The organism is Enterobacter kobei (assembly GCF_001729765.1).
In the GTDB taxonomy this organism is placed as follows: domain Bacteria; phylum Pseudomonadota; class Gammaproteobacteria; order Enterobacterales; family Enterobacteriaceae; genus Enterobacter; species Enterobacter kobei.
This window is the reverse complement of the sequence record NZ_CP017181.1, coordinates 542,693-560,684: the sequence shown is the minus strand read 5'-3', so window position 1 is coordinate 560,684 and position 17,992 is coordinate 542,693. Positions and strand designations below refer to the sequence as shown.

Here is a 17,992-nt window from a genome sequence, read left to right as displayed (position 1 = left end):
AATCATCCTGGAATTTGTGGTTTTTACTCTTCTTCCCGCGCTGCGTTATGCCGGTTTCCGAGTTCAATAAACTCTTCCAGCAGCGTCGTCAGCTGTTTCATCTTCTCCGGCGTGTATTCCGCCTCAATCTGCTGGTACGCCTCTTCCACCTGCGCCTGGGCGTGCTCATACAGCGCATTGCCCGCATTGGTCAGCGACACGTACAGCTTGCGCTGGTCGTTCACTGGCTTTAAGCGCAGCACCAGGCCGTCGCGCTCCATGCGCGTCAGAATGCCGGTCAGGCTGGGACGCAAAATGCAGGTGCGAAACGCCAGATCGTGAAAATCCATCGACGGATGTTCCGCCAGCACGCGCACAATCCGCCACTGCTGCTCGGTCAGGTTATGTCGCTTCACAATGGGTCGGAAGTACGACATCGCCGCTTCCCGCGCCTGCAGCAGCGCGATGGTTAATGAATCATGCATAGCCTCTCCCCGCCCTTCATTAACAAGTAAACAATTCATAAAAGATGTTTTTATAAACAACACGTTTTCTGCCAAAAAGTCTAACAGAAACCCGACAATTTTGTTAACACACTGATTTTAATCAAAATAAAAACCGATATGTAAATTTATTGTTATTAATATCACAAATTTTTCACTTCTGATTGCGAAATAAACAGCAAAAGCATAAAACCAGATCATTAACATATTAATGAAATCATAACCCGGACTGCCGGGGTGAGGAGCAGGTGAATGAAAGGTACCGTTTTTGCCGTCGCGTTGAATCATCAAAGCCAGCGCGATGCCTGGGCTGAGGCGTTTGAAAAAGCCCCCTACAACACGCCGCCGAAAACGGCAGTGTGGTTTATCAAACCGCATAACACCGTGATCCGCGCAGGCGATCCCATTCCCTTCCCGCAGGGTGAAACGGTGCTAAGCGGTGCAACGGTCGCGCTGGTGGTGGGCAAAACGGCCAGCAAGGTGCGCGAGGAAGACGCGGCGGCGTACATTGCCGGATATGCGCTGGCCAACGAGGTGAGTCTGCCGGAAGAGAGCTTCTACCGCCCGGCGATCAAGGCGAAATGCCGGGACGGATTCTGCCCGCTGGGCGAGCTGGTCAACGTTGATAACGTGGATAACTTGACCCTCATCACCGAGATTAACGGCCGCGAGGCGGACCACTGGAATACGGCCGATTTGCATCGCAACGCCGCGCAGCTGCTGAGCGCCCTGAGTGAGTTCGCGACCCTTAATCCCGGCGATGCGATATTGCTCGGCACCCCGCACAGCCGCGTCGAAATCCGCCCTGGAGACCGGGTACGCATTCTGGCAAAAGGTTTTCCACCGCTGGAAAACCCGGTGGTGGACGAACGCGACGTCGCTATCGCTCACCGCACGCCCCCGCACGCCACGCTGTTCGCCCTTGGCCTGAACTACGCCGACCACGCCAGCGAGCTGGACTTCAAGCCCCCCACCGAGCCGCTGGTGTTTATCAAAGCGCCGAACACTTTCAACGGTGACGACCAGACCTCGGTGCGCCCGAACAACATCGACTACATGCACTACGAAGCGGAGCTGGTGGTGGTCATCGGCAAAACCGCCCGCAAGGTGAGTGAAGCCGAGGCGATGGACGTTGTTGCGGGCTACACGGTCTGCAACGACTACGCCATCCGCGACTATCTCGAGAACTACTACCGCCCAAACCTGCGGGTGAAAAGCCGCGACGGGCTGACCCCCATTTCCCCAAACATCGTGCCAAAAGAAGCCATTCCCGACCCACACAACCTCGCCCTGCGCACCTTCGTTAACGGCGAACTGCGACAGCTTGGCACGACGGCGGATCTGATTTTCAGCATCCCGTTCCTGATTGCCTACCTGAGCGATTTTATGACCCTGCAACCGGGCGACATGATTGCCACCGGCACGCCGAAGGGGCTGTCCGACGTGGTGCCGGGGGATGAAGTGGTGGTGGAAGTGGAAGGCGTAGGACGCCTGGTAAACCGAATTGTGAGTGAGGAGACGGCAAAATGAAAAAAATTAACCATTGGATCAACGGCAAAAACGTGGCGGGAAGCGACTATTTCCACACCACCAATCCGGCCTCCGGCGAGGTGCTGGCCGAAGTGGCTTCCGGCGGTGAAGCCGAAATCCATCAGGCCGTAGCCGCCGCGAAAGAGGCGTTTCCAAAATGGGCCAACCTGCCGATGAAGGAACGCGCGCGGCTGATGCGTCGTCTGGGCGATCTAATCGATCAGAACGTGCCCGAGATCGCCGCTATGGAGACCGCCGACACCGGCCTGCCGATCCACCAGACTAAAAACGTGCTGATCCCGCGCGCCTCGCACAACTTCGAGTTTTTCGCCGAGGTGTGTCAGCAGATGAACGGCAAAACCTACCCGGTTGACGACAAAATGCTCAACTACACCCTGGTGCAGCCGGTGGGCGTCTGCGCGCTGGTGTCACCGTGGAACGTGCCGTTCATGACCGCCACCTGGAAGGTCGCCCCGTGCCTGGCGCTGGGTAATACCGCGGTACTGAAAATGTCTGAACTCTCCCCGCTGACCGCCGACCGTCTGGGCGAGCTGGCGCTGGAGGCGGGCATTCCGGCGGGTGTACTCAACGTGGTGCAGGGCTACGGCGCGACGGCAGGCGATGCGCTGGTGCGTCATCACGACGTGCGCGCCGTCTCCTTTACCGGCGGCACGGCCACCGGGCGCAATATTATGAAAAACGCCGGGCTGAAGAAGTATTCCATGGAGCTGGGCGGCAAATCCCCGGTGCTGATTTTTGAAGACGCGGACATCGAGCGCGCGCTGGATGCCGCCCTGTTCACCATCTTCTCCATCAACGGCGAGCGCTGCACCGCGGGCTCGCGCATCTTCATCCAGCAGAGCATCTACCCGGAGTTCGTCAAACGCTTTGCGGAGCGTGCCAACCGTCTGCGCGTGGGCGACCCGACCGATCCGACCACCCAGATTGGGGCACTCATTAGCCATCAGCACTGGGAGAAAGTCTCTGGCTATATTCGCCTCGGCATTGAAGAGGGCGCGACCCTGCTGGCGGGCGGCCCGGACAAACCGACCGACCTGCCTGCGCATCTGAAAGGCGGCAACTTCCTGCGCCCGACCGTGCTGGCGGACGTCGACAACCGCATGCGCGTGGCGCAGGAGGAGATCTTCGGGCCGGTGGCCTGCCTGCTGCCGTTTAAGGATGAAGCGGAAGGTCTGCGCCTCGCGAACGACGTGGAATACGGCCTGGCGTCGTACATCTGGACCCAGGACGTCAGCAAAGTGCTGCGCCTGGCGCGCAATATCGAAGCGGGCATGGTGTTCGTCAATACCCAGAACGTGCGCGACCTGCGCCAGCCGTTTGGCGGCGTGAAGGCCTCCGGCACCGGGCGCGAAGGCGGCGAGTACAGCTTTGAGGTGTTTGCGGAGATGAAGAACGTCTGCATCTCCATGGGCGACCATCCGATTCCAAAATGGGGGATCTGATCATGGGTACATTAGCGTTAGCGGCAAAAATCACCCACGTCCCGTCAATGTATCTCTCCGAGCTGCCGGGGAAAAACCACGGCTGCCGTCAGGGCGCCATCGACGGGCATAAAGAGATCGGCAAGCGCTGCCGCGAGCTGGGCGTGGACACCATCATCGTCTTCGATACCCACTGGCTGGTGAACAGCGCATACCACATCAACTGTGCGGACCATTTTTCAGGCGTCTACACCAGCAACGAACTGCCGCACTTTATCCGCGACATGACTTACGACTACGACGGCAACCCGGCGCTCGGCCAGCTGATTGCCGACGAGGCGGTGAAGCTCGGCGTGCGCGCCAAGGTGCACAACATCCCGAGCCTGAAGCTGGAGTACGGCACGCTGGTGCCGATGCGTTACATGAACCCGGATAAACACTTCAAAGTGGTCTCTATCTCGGCGTTCTGCACCGTTCACGACTTCGCCGACAGCCGCAAACTCGGTGAGGCCATCGTCAGCGCCATCAAAAAATACGACGGCACCGTGGCGGTGCTCGCCAGCGGCTCACTGTCGCACCGCTTTATCGACGACCAGCGCGCGGAAGAAGGGATGAACAGCTATACCCGCGAGTTTGACCGCCAGATGGACGAGCGCGTGGTGAAGCTGTGGCGAGAGGGGCAGTTCAAAGAATTCTGCAGCATGCTGCCGGAGTACGCCGACTACTGCTACGGCGAGGGCAATATGCATGACACGGTGATGCTGCTGGGCATGCTCGGCTGGGACAAATACGACGGCAAGGTGGAGTTTCTCACTGAGTTGTTCGCCAGCTCCGGCACCGGCCAGGTTAACGCCGTTTTCCCCCTGCCCGCGTGAGGAGCCACCATGCCGCACTTTATTGCTGAATGTACCGACAACATCCGCGAGCAGGCAGACCTGCCGGGGTTGTTCGCCAAAGTGAACGAGGCGCTGGCCGCCACGGGCATCTTCCCGATCGGCGGTATCCGCAGCCGCGCCCACTGGCTGGATACCTGGCAGATGGCCGACGGCAAGCAGGATTACGCCTTTGTGCATATGACGCTGAAGATCGGTTCCGGGCGCAGCCTGGAAAGTCGGGAAGCCGTGGGGGAAATGCTGTTTGGGCTTATCAAAGCGCACTTTGCTGCGTTGATGGCTGCCCGCTATCTGGCGCTGTCGTTCGAGCTGGACGAACTGCACCCGACGCTCAATTACAAACAAAACAACGTGCACGCGTTGTTTAAGTAATACCGCTCGATCTGTCCCCTCTCCCTTTGGGAGAGGGAGAAAACAATACAACAGGATATCGCCATGCTCGATAAACACACCCATACCCTGATCGCCCACCGCCTGCATCAGGCGGAACAAACCCGGGAGCAGATCCGCGCGATCTCGCTGGACTACCCGGAGATCACCATTGACGACGCCTACGCCGTTCAGCGCGAATGGGTAAGCCTGAAAATCGCCGAAGGCCGCGTGCTGAAGGGTCTCAAGATCGGCCTCACCTCCAAAGCGATGCAGGCCAGCTCGCAGATCAGCGAGCCGGACTACGGCGCGCTGCTGGACGACATGTTTTTCCACGACGGCAGCGACATCCCCGTCGATCGCTTTATCGTCCCGCGCATCGAAGTAGAGCTGGCGTTCGTGCTGGCAAAACCGCTACGCGGCCCGAACTGCACGATCTTCGACGTCTACAACGCCACGGATTACGTCATTCCCGCGCTGGAGCTGATCGACGCCCGCTGCCACAACGTTGACCCGGAAACCCAGCGCCCGCGCAAGGTGTTCGACACCATCTCCGATAACGCTGCCAACGCGGGGGTGCTCCTCGGCGGTCGCCCGATTAAGCCCGACGCGCTGGATCTGCGCTGGATCTCCGCCCTGCTCTACCGCAACGGCGTGATCGAAGAGACCGGCGTGGCCGCTGGCGTGCTTAACCACCCGGCGAACGGCGTGGCGTGGCTGGCGAACAAGCTGGCGCCGTACGACGTGCAGCTTGAGCCGGGGCAGATCATCCTCGGCGGCTCGTTTACCCGCCCGGTGCCCGCCAGCAGAGGCGACACTTTCCACGTTGACTACGGCAACATGGGCTCCATCAGCTGCCGCTTTGTGTAAGGAGACGATCATGCAGAATGCATTCAAAGCGGCGCTGAAAGCGGGCCGTCCACAAATCGGCTTATGGCTGGGGCTCACCAGCAGCTACAGCGCCGAACTGCTGGCCGGGGCAGGCTTCGACTGGCTGCTGATCGACGGCGAGCACGCCCCGAACAGCGTGCAAACCGTCTTAACCCAATTGCAGGCCATCGCCCCTTATCCGAGCCAGCCGGTGGTACGCCCGTCGTGGAACGATCCGGTGCAGATCAAACAGCTGCTGGACGTCGGCGCACAAACCCTGCTGGTGCCGATGGTGCAAAACGCCGAGGAAGCGCGGCTGGCGGTACGTGCCACCCGTTACCCACCGGCGGGCATTCGCGGCGTCGGCAGCGCGCTGGCAAGAGCGTCGCGCTGGAACCGCATTCCGGACTATCTGCAGCAGGCTAACGACGCCATGTGCGTACTGGTGCAAATCGAAACCCGTGAGGCGCTGAAAAACCTGCCGCAGATCCTCGACGTGGAAGGCGTCGACGGCGTGTTTATCGGCCCGGCCGATCTCAGCGCCGACATGGGCTTTGCCGGTAATCCGCAGCACCCGGAGGTCCAGGCCGCTATCGAGCAGGCGATCGCGCAGATCCTGAGCGCGGGCAAAGCCCCCGGCATCCTGATGGCAAACGAGGCGCTGGCAAAACGCTATCTCGACCTCGGCGCGCTGTTTGTCGCCGTCGGCGTCGACACCACCCTGCTCGCCCGCGGTGCGGAAGCGCTGGCTGCACGCTTTATCGAACAACCGGTTACGTCAGTTAATAACAATAAATCCGTCTACTAAACGTAAGATCTGGAGCGCACCATGACGACCTCTACCCTGCAACCCCATGATAATAAAGCTGTTGAACAACGCGCCATTAACAAGCTGTTCCGACGTTTAATCGTGTTTCTCTTTATCCTGTTTGTTTTCTCGTTTCTCGACCGCATCAACATCGGCTTTGCCGGACTGACGATGGGTAAAGATCTCGGCCTCACCTCCACCATGTTTGGCCTGGCCGCAACCCTGTTTTACGTCACCTATGTGCTGTGCGGGATCCCAAGCAACATCATGCTGGCGAAGATCGGCGCGCGGCGCTGGATCGCCGGGATCATGGTGGTGTGGGGCATCGCCTCCACCTGCACCATGTTCGCCACCAGCCCTGAAACCCTTTACGTCCTGCGCATGCTGGTGGGCATTGCCGAAGCCGGTTTCCTGCCGGGGATCCTGGTCTATCTCACATGGTGGTTCCCGGCCTATCACCGCGCCCGCGCCAACGCGCTGTTTATGATCGCCATGCCGGTCACCATGATGCTCGGTTCAATCCTCTCCGGGTACATTCTGGCGATGGACGGGCTGTGGAACCTGAAGGGCTGGCAGTGGCTGTTCCTGCTGGAAGGGCTGCCGTCAGTGGTGCTCGGGGTAGTAACCTGGTTCTACCTTAACGACACGCCGGATCAGGCCACCTGGCTGGATGAGGACGAAAAGCAGGCGCTGAAAACCATGATCGCCCGCGAGCAGGAGGTCGCCATTGCCCGCGCCGTCACGCCGCGCTCGACGCTGCGAGAAGTGCTGACGCCCGCCGTGCTGCTCTATACGCTGGCCTACTTCTGCCTGACCAACACGCTGAGCGCGATCAACATCTGGACGCCGCAGATCCTGCAGAGCTTTAACACCGGCAGCAGCAATATCGTCATTGGCCTGCTGGCGGCGATCCCGCAGTTTTGCACCATCCTCGGGATGATCTGGTGGAGCCGCCGATCCGACAGGCTAAAAGAGCGAAAAAAGCACACCATCCTGCCGTACCTGTTCGCGGCGGCGGGATGGATGCTGGCCTCCGCCACCGATCACAGCCTGATCCAGCTGCTTGGCATCATCATGGCCTCAACCGGATCATTTACCGCCATGGCGATATTCTGGACCACGCCAGATCGGGTGATTAGCCTGCAGTCCCGCGCGGTGGCGCTGGCGGTGATCAACGCCATCGGCAACGTGGGTTCTGCCGTTAGCCCGCTGCTGATCGGCATTCTGCGCGACGCGACCGGCAGCTTCAGCTCCGGGCTGTGGTTTGTGGCCGGGCTGCTGGTGGTCGGCGCGCTGGTGCTGACGCGCATTCCGATGACGCAGCGGGATCAACAGAGGAACGATCATGTGCCAGAGCCCTATCGCCAACATTGATATCAGCAAGGAGTACGACGAAAGTCTGGGCACCGACGATGTGCACTATCAGTCGTTCGCCCGCATGGCGGCCTTTTTTGGCCGCGACATGCAGGCGCATCGTCACGACCAGTATTTTCAGATGCACTTTCTGGATACCGGGCAGATTGAACTCCAGCTCGACGATCACCGTTACTCGGTGCAGGCCCCGCTTTTCGTTCTCACTCCGCCGTCGGTGCCGCACGCGTTTATTACCGAATCCGACAGCGACGGGCACGTGCTGACGGTGCGCGAGGATCTAATCTGGCCGCTGCTGGAGGTGCTCTACCCCGGCACGCGGGAAGCGTTTGGTCTGCCGGGGATCTGCCTGTCGCTGGCCGACAAGCCTGATGAACTGGCGGCGCTGAAACACTACTGGCAGCTGATAGCCCGGGAGTCCATGGAACAGCTGCCGGGCCGCGAGCATACGCTGGTTCTGCTGGCGCAGGCCGTATTCACTCTGCTGCTGCGCAACGCGAAGCTCGACGATCACGCTTCAGGCGGTATGCGCGGCGAGCTGAAGCTGTTCCAGCGCTTTACCCAACTGATCGACACGCACTACCACCAGCACTGGACGGTGCCGGAATACGCCAGCGAACTGCACCTGACCGAATCCCGGCTAACCGATATCTGTCGCCGCTTCGCCAACCGCCCGCCGAAGCGGTTGATCTTCGACCGACAGCTGCGGGAAGCCAGACGGCTGCTGCTATTTTCCGACAGCGCGGTCAGCGAGATTGCCTGGCAGCTGGGGTTTAAAGATCCGGCCTATTTCGCCCGCTTTTTTAACCGCTTAGTGGGGTGCTCGCCAAGCGCATATCGGGCGCAGAAAGTACCGGTTTCCTGAACGCATCACGGTTCGTAGGGCGGGTAAGCGCAGCGCCACCCGCCGAAAAGCCGCACAGATCACAAATCCACATCCCACCCGAAAAGTACCCGCCGTTGTCCCAATCGTCCCTTCACGTTCCGCCCCTCTCAGGTTTCAATTAAACAACAAAAACAAAACATAAATTTAACATCACCATTCTGATACGAGGTCCCTATGAAGCCTGAAGATTTCCGCGCCGATGCCAAACGTCCGTTAACCGGTGAAGAGTATTTAAAAAGCCTGCAGGACGGGCGTGAGATTTATATCTACGGCGAGCGCGTCAAAGACGTCACCACCCATCCGGCGTTTCGCAATGCGGCAGCCTCCATCGCGCAGATGTACGACGCCCTGCACAAGCCGGACATGCAGGACACGCTGTGCTGGGGCACCGACACCGGCAGCGGCGGTTACACCCACAAGTTCTTCCGCGTGGCGAAAAGCGCCGACGACCTGCGCCAGCAGCGCGACGCTATCGCCGAATGGTCACGCCTCAGCTACGGCTGGATGGGGCGTACGCCGGACTATAAGGCCGCGTTCGGCTGCGCACTCGGTGCCAACCCGGCCTTCTACGGTCAGTTCGAGCAGAACGCCCGCAGCTGGTACACCCGCATTCAGGAAACCGGCCTGTATTTCAACCACGCCATCGTTAACCCACCTATCGACCGCCACAAACCGGCGGATGAGGTGAAAGACGTCTACATCAAACTGGAGAAAGAGACCGACGCCGGGATCGTTGTCAGCGGGGCGAAAGTGGTGGCAACCAACTCGGCGCTGACCCACTACAACATGATCGGCTTCGGCTCCGCGCAGGTGATGGGCGAAAACCCGGACTTTGCGCTGATGTTCGTCGCACCGATGGATGCCGAAGGCGTCAAGCTCATCTCCCGTGCCTCTTACGAGATGGTGGCTGGCGCAACCGGCTCCCCGTATGACTATCCGCTCTCCAGCCGCTTTGATGAGAACGACGCGATCCTGGTCATGGATCATGTGCTGATCCCGTGGGAAAACGTGCTGATCTACCGCGATTTCGACCGCTGTCGTCGCTGGACGATGGAAGGTGGCTTTGCGCGGATGTATCCGCTACAGGCATGCGTGCGCCTGGCAGTGAAGCTCGACTTCATCACCGCCCTGTTGAAAAAATCGCTGGAGTGTACCGGCACCCTTGAATTCCGCGGCATACAGGCGGATCTCGGCGAGGTGGTGGCCTGGCGCAATATGTTCTGGGCGCTGAGCGACTCCATGTGCTCTGAAGCCACGCCGTGGGTCAATGGCGCGTATCTGCCGGACCACGCGGCGCTGCAGACCTACCGCGTGATGGCTCCGATGGCCTACGCGAAGATTAAGAATATTATCGAACGTAACGTCACCAGCGGGCTGATCTATCTGCCGTCCAGCGCGCGGGACCTGAATAACCCACAGATTGACCAGTATCTGGCGAAATACGTGCGCGGCTCCAACGGCATGGATCACGTCGAACGCATCAAGATTTTGAAGCTGATGTGGGATGCCATTGGCAGCGAGTTTGGCGGCCGTCACGAGCTGTATGAGATCAACTACTCCGGTAGCCAGGATGAAATTCGCCTGCAGTGCCTGCGCCAGGCGCAGAGCTCCGGCAACATGGACAAAATGATGGCGATGGTCGACCGCTGTATGTCCGAATACGACCAACACGGCTGGACGGTGCCGCACCTGCACAACAACAGCGATATCAACATGCTGGATAAGCTGCTGAAATAGCGCAGCGGGAGGTTTCAATGCAATCAGAAGAACGCCTGCGTTTTCGCGACGCGATGGCCAGCCTGTCGGCCGCAGTCAATGTCGTCACCACCGAGGGGGAAGCGGGCCGCTGCGGCATTACCGCCACCGCAGTCTGTTCGGTTACGGACACCCCGCCGTCGGTCATGGTGTGTATCAACGCCAACAGCGCCATGAACCCGGTATTCCAGGGCAACGGCAGACTGTGCATAAACGTGCTGAACCACGAGCAGGAGATCATGGCTCGCCACTTCGCCGGGATGACCGGTATGACAATGGAGGAGCGCTTTGCCCTCTCCTGCTGGCAGAAAGGCCCGCTGGCGCAGCCGATGCTGAAAGGTGCGCTGGCCAGCCTTGAAGGCGAGATAAGCCAGGTGCAAACCATCGGCACGCATCTGGTGTATCTTGTTGAAATTAAAAATATCATTTTGAGTGATGCAGGACACGGCCTGATCTACTTCAAACGCCGTTTCCACCCGGTCATGATGGAGGTGGAAGCCACCGCGTAATTCTCCCGCGCGCTGGCCTTTTTTTCGGCCAGCGCCACTTTCTGCAAAAACTCCTAAGGTTTCCGCTAAATCACGCCGTTATACAACCATAAGATAAATTTTCTGTGCCTGAATACTGACATCTCTGGTCAGTGCTTCCCGCTTCATTCAGCGCATACCTAATATACAGGATGACCTTATGGCTAAAACGACGCGGAGCCGCTCGGCTGAACGTCTGGTCGATATTCTGGTTGAGCTACATTTAAACGGTGTGGTAAACCGCAGTGCGCTAATGACCAAATTTAAAATTACCGAGCGTACCGTCTACCGGGATTTAAATGCGCTCTCTCCTATCGTTGAACATACCGGTAACGGGCTATATCGGCTGATCCATTCCGCACAATCTCCCGGCGGACAAGGATTACATCACACACTGGCTAACCTCCTGAATGCAGATAACTTTTTCCCTGAAAGAAATACGGAATTCTGGCAAAAGCTGGAAACACGCGTTGACGAAAATCATATTCTTATCCTTGGTAACGACGCAGAGCACACGGTACAACGTGATATCAGCCGTCATTTAGCGAAAATTGAGAAATCTATTAATAACCATAATGTTTGCCAGATCGTTTATAAGGGTAAAACCCGCCTGATTAATCCCTATAAACTCATTAACAAAAAAAATATATGGTATTTACAAGCTACCGAAAATAGTCGGCTTAAATCCTTTTCATTGAGTCAGATTCGCTGGTTTGATATTCAGAAAACCCTTTTTACCCCTGAAGAGAATGTCCGCGCGCTCCTGGAAAAAAGCCTCGATCCGTGGGTGTCTGAAGATACTTTCACCGTGAAAATATTCATTAAAGATAATATTTCACATTACTTCCTGCGCCGGGATCTTCTGCCGGAACAAGAGCTGCTGGAAGAACAACGTGGCGGTATCACGCTGCGCTGCCGGGCAGCACACGAGAACCAGATCCTGCCGCTGCTGTTCTACTGGCTGCCGAATATTCAAATCCTGGAGCCGAACTGGCTGAAGGAGAAACTGGTTAAAACGCTGGAAAACTATCTGGCGATGGCGCGCAGCCCGGATAACCACGTGATCTCAATCACATAATTTCCTCCAGCGGCGGCGAGCCTTAACCACTCGCCGCTTCCTTTGACCGCTCACCCGTCACTTTCAACCACTCATTCATTTACCCACCTTTACACGCGCGAGGATCTGGCACGATCGCTCCAGCATTACTCAATACCTCCTCACAACGAACCTTGACCCTTTTTTCTTTACATAAAAAACCAGGTCTTACTATGGATACTAAAAAACTACTTAAGCACGTGCCCTGGGCCTTACTCGGGATCCTCGGTGCTTTCTGTCTGGCGGTTGTCGCATTACGCCGGGGCGAACACGTCAGCGCCCTGTGGATCGTCGTCGCGTCCGTTTCCGTCTATCTTGTGGCTTATCGCTACTACAGCTTATACATCGCGCAGAAGGTCATGAAGCTCGACCCAACGCGCGCCACGCCGGCGGTCATTAACAATGACGGCCTGAACTACGTGCCAACCAACCGCTACGTGCTGTTTGGTCACCACTTTGCCGCCATTGCAGGCGCTGGCCCGCTGGTCGGCCCGGTACTGGCCGCGCAGATGGGCTACCTGCCGGGTACCCTCTGGCTGCTGGCGGGCGTGGTGCTGGCGGGCGCGGTGCAGGACTTTATGGTGCTGTTTATCTCCTCACGCCGTAACGGTTCGTCGCTGGGTGAGATGATCAAAGAAGAGATGGGTCGCGTGCCGGGTACCATTGCCCTGTTCGGTTGTTTCCTGATTATGATCATTATCCTCGCGGTGCTGGCGCTGATCGTCGTGAAAGCGCTGGCCGAAAGTCCGTGGGGCGTGTTTACCGTCTGCTCTACCGTACCGATTGCGCTGTTCATGGGCATTTACATGCGCTTCCTGCGCCCGGGACGCGTGGGCGAAGTCTCCGTGATTGGTATCGTGCTGCTGGTTGCCTCTATCTACTTTGGCGGCGTCATTGCGCATGACCCGTACTGGGGCCCGGCGCTGACCTTTAAGGACACCACCATCACCTTCGCGCTGATTGGTTACGCGTTTGTATCCGCCCTGCTCCCGGTATGGCTGATTCTGGCACCACGTGATTACCTCGCGACCTTCCTGAAAATCGGGGTTATCGTCGGGCTGGCTATCGGGATTGTGATCATCAACCCTGAGCTGAAAATGCCGGCGGTGACTCAGTACATTGACGGCACCGGCCCACTGTGGAAAGGCGCGCTGTTCCCGTTCCTGTTTATCACCATCGCCTGTGGTGCCGTGTCTGGCTTCCACGCGCTGATCTCCTCCGGCACCACGCCGAAGCTGATGGCCAACGAAACCGACGCGCGCTTTATCGGTTACGGCGCGATGCTGATGGAATCCTTCGTGGCGATCATGGCGCTGGTTGCGGCGTCTATCATCGAACCGGGCCTGTACTTCGCAATGAACACCCCGCCTGCGGGTCTGGGCATCACCATGCCAAACCTGCATGAGATGGGCGGCGAAAATACCGCGCTGATCATGGCCCAGCTGAAGGATGCCAGCGCCCACGCGGCAGCAACCGTCAGCTCCTGGGGCTTCGTGATCTCCCCTGAGCAGATCATGCAGACCGCGAAAGACATCGGCGAACCGTCCGTGCTGAACCGCGCAGGTGGCGCACCGACGCTGGCTGTCGGTATTGCACATGTGTTCCATAAAGTGCTGCCGTGGGCAGACATGGGCTTCTGGTACCACTTCGGTATTCTGTTTGAAGCGCTGTTTATCCTCACCGCGCTGGATGCCGGTACCCGTGCGGGCCGCTTCATGCTGCAGGACCTGCTGGGTAACTTCGTGCCGTTCCTGAAGAAAACCGACTCTCTGGTGGCGGGTGTGCTCGGCACTGCGGGTTGCGTAGGCCTGTGGGGTTACCTGCTGTATCAGGGCGTGGTTGATCCACTCGGCGGCGTGAAGAGCCTGTGGCCGCTGTTCGGTATCTCTAACCAGATGCTGGCCGCTGTGGCTCTGGTACTTGGCACCGTCGTACTGGTGAAAATGAAACGCACCAAATACATCTGGGTGACCGTCATTCCTGCACTGTGGCTGCTGCTCTGCACTACCTGGGCGCTGGGCCTGAAGCTGTTCAGCACCAACCCGCAGCTGGAAGGCTTCTTCTTCATGGCGAACCAGTACAAAGAGAAGATTGCCGCAGGCGGCGCAGATCTGACCACGCAGCAGATTGCCAACATGAACCATATCGTGGTGAACAACTACACCAACGCAGGTCTGAGCATTCTGTTCCTGGTGGTGGTGTACAGCATCATTTTCTACGGTATCAAAACCTGGCTGAAAGTGCGTAACGCCGAAGGCCGTACGGATAAAGAAACGCCGTACGTGCCGGTGCCGGAAGGTGGCGTGAAGACCTCTTCACACCATTAAAAAAATGGCGGGTGGCGCTACGCTGACCCGCCCTACAACGGTACTTTAGGCCCGGTAAGCGTAGCGCCACCGGGCTTTGTCTTATCAGGATGCATTATGTTTGGTAACTTAGGCGAAGCGAAAAAATACCTCGGTCAGGCGGCAAAAATGCTGATTGGTATTCCGGACTATGACAACTACGTTGAGCATATGAAGACCAACCATCCGGATAAACCGTACATGACCTACACTGAATTCTTCCGCGAGCGTCAGGAAGCACGCTACGGTGGAAGTGGAGAAGGCGGCGTCCGCTGCTGCTAAAGGAGAGAACATGACCCCGATTGCCGTCACCCTGCTGACCGGTTTCCTCGGCGCCGGTAAAACCACCCTGCTGCGCCACATCCTGAACGAGCAGCACGGCTTCAGGATCGCCGTCATCGAAAACGAATTCGGCGAAGTCTCCGTGGACGATCAATTGATTGGCGATCGCGCCACGCAGATCAAAACCCTGACCAACGGCTGCATCTGCTGTACCCGCTCAAACGAGCTGGAAGACGCCCTGCTGGATCTGCTCGACAGCCGCGATCGCGGTGAAATCGACTTCGACCGCCTGGTGATTGAATGCACCGGCATGGCCGACCCCGGCCCGATTATTCAGACCTTTTTCTCCCATGACATTCTTTGCCAGCGCTACCTGCTGGACGGCGTCATCGCCCTGGTCGATGCGGTTCACGCCAACGATCAGATGAACCAGTTCACCATCGCCCAGTCTCAGGTGGGCTACGCCGACCGCATCCTGCTGACCAAAACCGACGTGGCGGGTGACAGCGAGAAACTGCGTGAACGTCTGACCCGCATTAACTCCCGCGCGCCGATTTACACCGTGACGCACGGCGATATCGACCTCTCACAGCTGTTCAACACCAACGGCTTTATGCTGGAAGAGAACGTCACCACGAAACCGCGTTTCCACTTTATGGGAGACAAGCAAAACGACGTGACGTCGATTGTGGTGGAGCTGGATTACCCGGTGGATATCAGCGAGGTCTCCCGCGTGATGGAGAACCTCCTGCTGTCATTTGCCGACAAACTGCTGCGCTACAAAGGGATGCTGTGGATCGACGGCGAACCGAACCGCCTGCTGTTCCAGGGCGTGCAGCGCTTATACAGCGCCGACTGGGATCGCCCGTGGGGCGATGAAGCGCCGCGTAGCGTAATGGTATTTATTGGCATACAGCTGCCGGAGGAAGAGATTCGCGCGGCGTTTGCAGATCTGAAAAAATAACCGCCCTGCTTCCCCTCTCCCCCGTGGGGAGAGGGGAAGGTTGAGGGGTGCCTAAACTTATTTCAACGCCTCCGGCAGCGTCACAATCCACAGCTCACTATCCGACTCAGGCTTCTTCAGCGGCTTCACGCTAAGCGTGGTTTCAACCGGTTTATCATCCAGCGTCAGCTTGCCTTCCGCGTTCACCCGATAATCCTTGAGCTTCTTGCCCTCGACCGGATTTTGCATCGCCACCTTCACGCCAAAGTCATTATCGTTCGCCACGGCAAGCCGTTTGCTGTCGATCAGCGCCAGCCCTTCAGCTTTCTCCTGCTGCCAGCCCAGCGCGCGCAAATCAACGACCTGCGTTTTTGCCGCAAGGGTAATGCCGCGCTGCTTCAGGGTTTTCTCATCATCAAACTCCGGGTACTCGCCCGGCTTGTCAAAGGCGCTCAGGTCGCTCGCTTTGCTGAGGTCCACCTTGTAGATAAGGTTACGCATCCCGTCATTTTTATCGCTTCCCTGCTCAATCAGCAGGATATGCTGGTCATCAAGCGCCACGATGTCGCCGATTTTGGCATCACTGTTTTTGCTGTAGGCCGCGCTGTCGATAGGGTAGCCGTACATCGCTGTTTTGCCGGTCGCCGGGTCGAAGCTCACGAGACGCGTAAACAGCGCCTGCTTTTTGCTTTTACCGTCGATATCCAGCGTACTTTGTACCGCGGCGATAATGCGCCCGTCCGGCATACGGGTCAGGCCTTCAAAGCCCCGGTTCGGTTGACGCCATTTGATAACGTTTGGCAGACCGCCCGCGATCGACTTTTCCCCTTCCGCCGCCTGCGGGCCGTGGATCGCCAGGATTTTCCCTTTACTGTCGACGTTAATCAGAAACGGGCCATACTCGTCGCACAGCCAGTAGCCGCCTTTGCCGTCCGGCGTGATGCCTTCCGTATCCAGCCCGCGGTTGTCACCCTTCAGCGTCTTGAGGGTGTCGCTAAACGCCACCTCATTGGTGGATCCAATCACGCCGCTTTGCAGCGGCAGACCGTTAATCTCGCCTTTATCGTCATGCAGCGGGCGGGCATCCGTCGCTTCTGCTTTACCGTTCTGCACGCGGATGGTCATCAGCAGCGGCGCGAAATCCGGCGTGACAAAAATTTTGGCTTCATTTTTACCCATTTTTGGCGCATCGGCGTTTGGACCGCGATCGGTCACGGTTGCAAAGGTCAGAGCATCGCCCTGCTTACCCGTAAACAGCAGGCCAGAGCCAATGCCCACCGGGAGTCCGTTCGGAAATGCGCTGGCGAACGCGCCGCTGTAGTTGACGTGTGAGCCTTCAGGAAAGCTGACGACATAGCGTTCAGCCGTGGGCTGTGCCGCCAGGCCAGAGAAAGAGAGCGCACAACCAACCAGCACAGGAATGATTTTTCTTTTCATATTGTTAGCATCCAGTAAGAGAAGCCAACAACGTAATGAACAAACGTGTCAGAAAAATGACATCGCAGGGAAAGGCGCCTGCGCGAGAGGACGTGTTTTCACCACCATAAGTGTAAATCTTTGTTGTTTTATGTGATTTTTGAAATATTTTTGGAAATTTCTGGAGCCTCCATTATTACACCTCCAGTCACTATCCCGCCCTCGTTCAGTTTATGTTTAGTCAAAAAACTAAACGGTTTCTAAACGCCTGAAAATCACGCGTTGACTCCCGTTCAATCAAACAAAAACGCAACATTAAATAAATAAAATTTAACAAAACCAGCATAAAACAGCGACTTGCATCACATTTGCAGTCATAAACATCGCTTGTTATGGTGCCTCCAGATTAATTTGATGATGAGGCATGAAACATGAAAAAACTGAATATCCTTCTTCTTTCTGCACTGACAGCCCTCTCTGGTTCCGCACTGGCCATGGGCGGTAGCGTTGAGCAGGGTAAAAACTTTACTAACCTCAATCTGGAAATGGGCAAATCCTCATCCGGCCTGTACGCCGAAAGCAACTGGCTCAAAAACACCGATGACGGTACCCAGACCGGTGGCGTGGGCGCAGGCTACAACCTGGAAGTGGGCCCGGTCATGCTGAACGCAGGCGCGAAGGCGATCTACATCGGCCCGAAAAAAGGCGATAACGGCGTGGCGTTCCCGATTGGTGGCGGCGTAAACGTTGCGCTGACTGACAGCATCCATGTCTATGGCGAAGGTTACGTTGCGCCTGAAGGCCTGAACAACAGCGTGAAAAACTATGTGGAAGCCAACGGGGGCGTAAGCTGGACGCCTGTCACGCCGCTGACCCTGAAAGTGGGTTACCGCCACGTGAGCGTTGATGGCAAAGACGGTCGCCCTGGCCACACGCTGATTGACGGCGCATACGTGGGCGGTGGTGTGTCCTTCTAA

General features: G+C 57.6%; 17 protein-coding genes. 15 read left to right on the top strand and 2 right to left on the bottom strand.

Annotation, left to right across the window (positions count from 1 at the left end; all coding sequences use genetic code 11):
• Window positions 1-23: 23 nt before the first annotated feature.
• A complete protein-coding gene (gene hpaR, locus BFV64_RS02685; protein WP_023331950.1) occupies window positions 24-464 on the bottom strand; it encodes a homoprotocatechuate degradation operon regulator HpaR in 441 nt (146 codons plus the stop codon).
• A gap of 270 nt (window positions 465-734) precedes the next feature.
• Between hpaR and hpaG the strand changes: the two genes are divergently transcribed.
• From hpaG to yjiA, 14 genes are all read left to right on the top strand, one after another.
• Window positions 735-2,012, top strand: coding sequence for a 4-hydroxyphenylacetate degradation bifunctional isomerase/decarboxylase (hpaG, locus tag BFV64_RS02680; protein WP_023331949.1), 1,278 nt, complete (start codon window positions 735-737; stop codon window positions 2,010-2,012).
• Window positions 2,009-3,475 (top strand): 5-carboxymethyl-2-hydroxymuconate semialdehyde dehydrogenase, encoded by a 1,467-nt coding sequence (hpaE, locus tag BFV64_RS02675; RefSeq protein ID WP_045268928.1) that lies wholly within the window; start codon window positions 2,009-2,011, stop codon window positions 3,473-3,475. The genes hpaG and hpaE overlap by 4 nt, the downstream gene beginning before the upstream one ends.
• Window positions 3,476-3,477: 2 nt before the next feature.
• Window positions 3,478-4,329: a 3,4-dihydroxyphenylacetate 2,3-dioxygenase gene (hpaD, locus tag BFV64_RS02670; protein ID WP_069602463.1), complete on the top strand. Its 852-nt coding sequence runs from the start codon at window positions 3,478-3,480 to the stop codon at window positions 4,327-4,329.
• Between the two features lie 9 nt (window positions 4,330-4,338).
• The gene (locus tag BFV64_RS02665; protein WP_014882415.1) at window positions 4,339-4,719 is read left to right on the top strand and encodes a 5-carboxymethyl-2-hydroxymuconate Delta-isomerase; all 381 of its coding nucleotides are present in this window, start codon (window positions 4,339-4,341) and stop codon (window positions 4,717-4,719) included.
• 63 nt (window positions 4,720-4,782) lie between these two features.
• The gene (hpaH, locus tag BFV64_RS02660; RefSeq protein WP_069601681.1) at window positions 4,783-5,586 is read left to right on the top strand and encodes a 2-oxo-hept-4-ene-1,7-dioate hydratase; all 804 of its coding nucleotides are present in this window, start codon (window positions 4,783-4,785) and stop codon (window positions 5,584-5,586) included.
• A gap of 10 nt (window positions 5,587-5,596) precedes the next feature.
• On the top strand, window positions 5,597-6,394 hold the full coding sequence (gene hpaI / locus BFV64_RS02655; RefSeq protein WP_014882413.1) for a 4-hydroxy-2-oxoheptanedioate aldolase: 798 nt from the start codon (window positions 5,597-5,599) through the stop codon (window positions 6,392-6,394).
• Between the two features lie 21 nt (window positions 6,395-6,415).
• Window positions 6,416-7,768, top strand: a complete 1,353-nt coding sequence (gene hpaX / locus BFV64_RS02650; RefSeq protein WP_069601680.1) for a 4-hydroxyphenylacetate permease — start codon at window positions 6,416-6,418, stop codon at window positions 7,766-7,768.
• Complete coding sequence (gene hpaA / locus BFV64_RS02645) at window positions 7,740-8,630, top strand: 4-hydroxyphenylacetate catabolism regulatory protein HpaA (RefSeq protein WP_014882411.1); 891 nt, start codon at window positions 7,740-7,742, stop codon at window positions 8,628-8,630. Before hpaX ends, hpaA begins: the two co-directional genes overlap by 29 nt.
• Before the next feature lie 195 nt (window positions 8,631-8,825).
• Window positions 8,826-10,388: a 4-hydroxyphenylacetate 3-monooxygenase, oxygenase component gene (gene hpaB / locus BFV64_RS02640; RefSeq protein WP_069601679.1), complete on the top strand. Its 1,563-nt coding sequence runs from the start codon at window positions 8,826-8,828 to the stop codon at window positions 10,386-10,388.
• A gap of 17 nt (window positions 10,389-10,405) precedes the next feature.
• A complete protein-coding gene (locus BFV64_RS02635; protein ID WP_014882409.1) occupies window positions 10,406-10,915 on the top strand; it encodes a 4-hydroxyphenylacetate 3-monooxygenase reductase subunit in 510 nt (169 codons plus the stop codon).
• A 178-nt stretch (window positions 10,916-11,093) separates the two neighbouring features.
• On the top strand, window positions 11,094-12,011 hold the full coding sequence (locus BFV64_RS02630) for a helix-turn-helix transcriptional regulator (RefSeq protein ID WP_069601678.1): 918 nt from the start codon (window positions 11,094-11,096) through the stop codon (window positions 12,009-12,011).
• 191 nt (window positions 12,012-12,202) lie between these two features.
• The gene (locus BFV64_RS02625) at window positions 12,203-14,356 is read left to right on the top strand and encodes a carbon starvation CstA family protein (RefSeq protein ID WP_045134359.1); all 2,154 of its coding nucleotides are present in this window, start codon (window positions 12,203-12,205) and stop codon (window positions 14,354-14,356) included.
• A 96-nt stretch (window positions 14,357-14,452) separates the two neighbouring features.
• Window positions 14,453-14,656, top strand: coding sequence for a YbdD/YjiX family protein (locus BFV64_RS02620; protein WP_003856610.1), 204 nt, complete (start codon window positions 14,453-14,455; stop codon window positions 14,654-14,656).
• Window positions 14,657-14,666: 10 nt separating this feature from the next.
• Window positions 14,667-15,620 (top strand): GTPase, encoded by a 954-nt coding sequence (yjiA, locus tag BFV64_RS02615; RefSeq protein WP_023331944.1) that lies wholly within the window; start codon window positions 14,667-14,669, stop codon window positions 15,618-15,620.
• 57 nt (window positions 15,621-15,677) lie between these two features.
• Here yjiA and BFV64_RS02610 read toward each other — a convergent pair whose 3' ends face one another.
• A complete protein-coding gene (locus tag BFV64_RS02610; protein WP_014882406.1) occupies window positions 15,678-17,036 on the bottom strand; it encodes an esterase-like activity of phytase family protein in 1,359 nt (452 codons plus the stop codon).
• Between the two features lie 410 nt (window positions 17,037-17,446).
• Between BFV64_RS02610 and BFV64_RS02605 the strand changes: the two genes are divergently transcribed.
• Window positions 17,447-17,992 carry a YfaZ family outer membrane protein gene (locus BFV64_RS02605; RefSeq protein WP_023331942.1) on the top strand — a complete coding sequence of 182 codons (546 nt, stop codon included), beginning with the start codon at window positions 17,447-17,449 and terminating at the stop codon, window positions 17,990-17,992.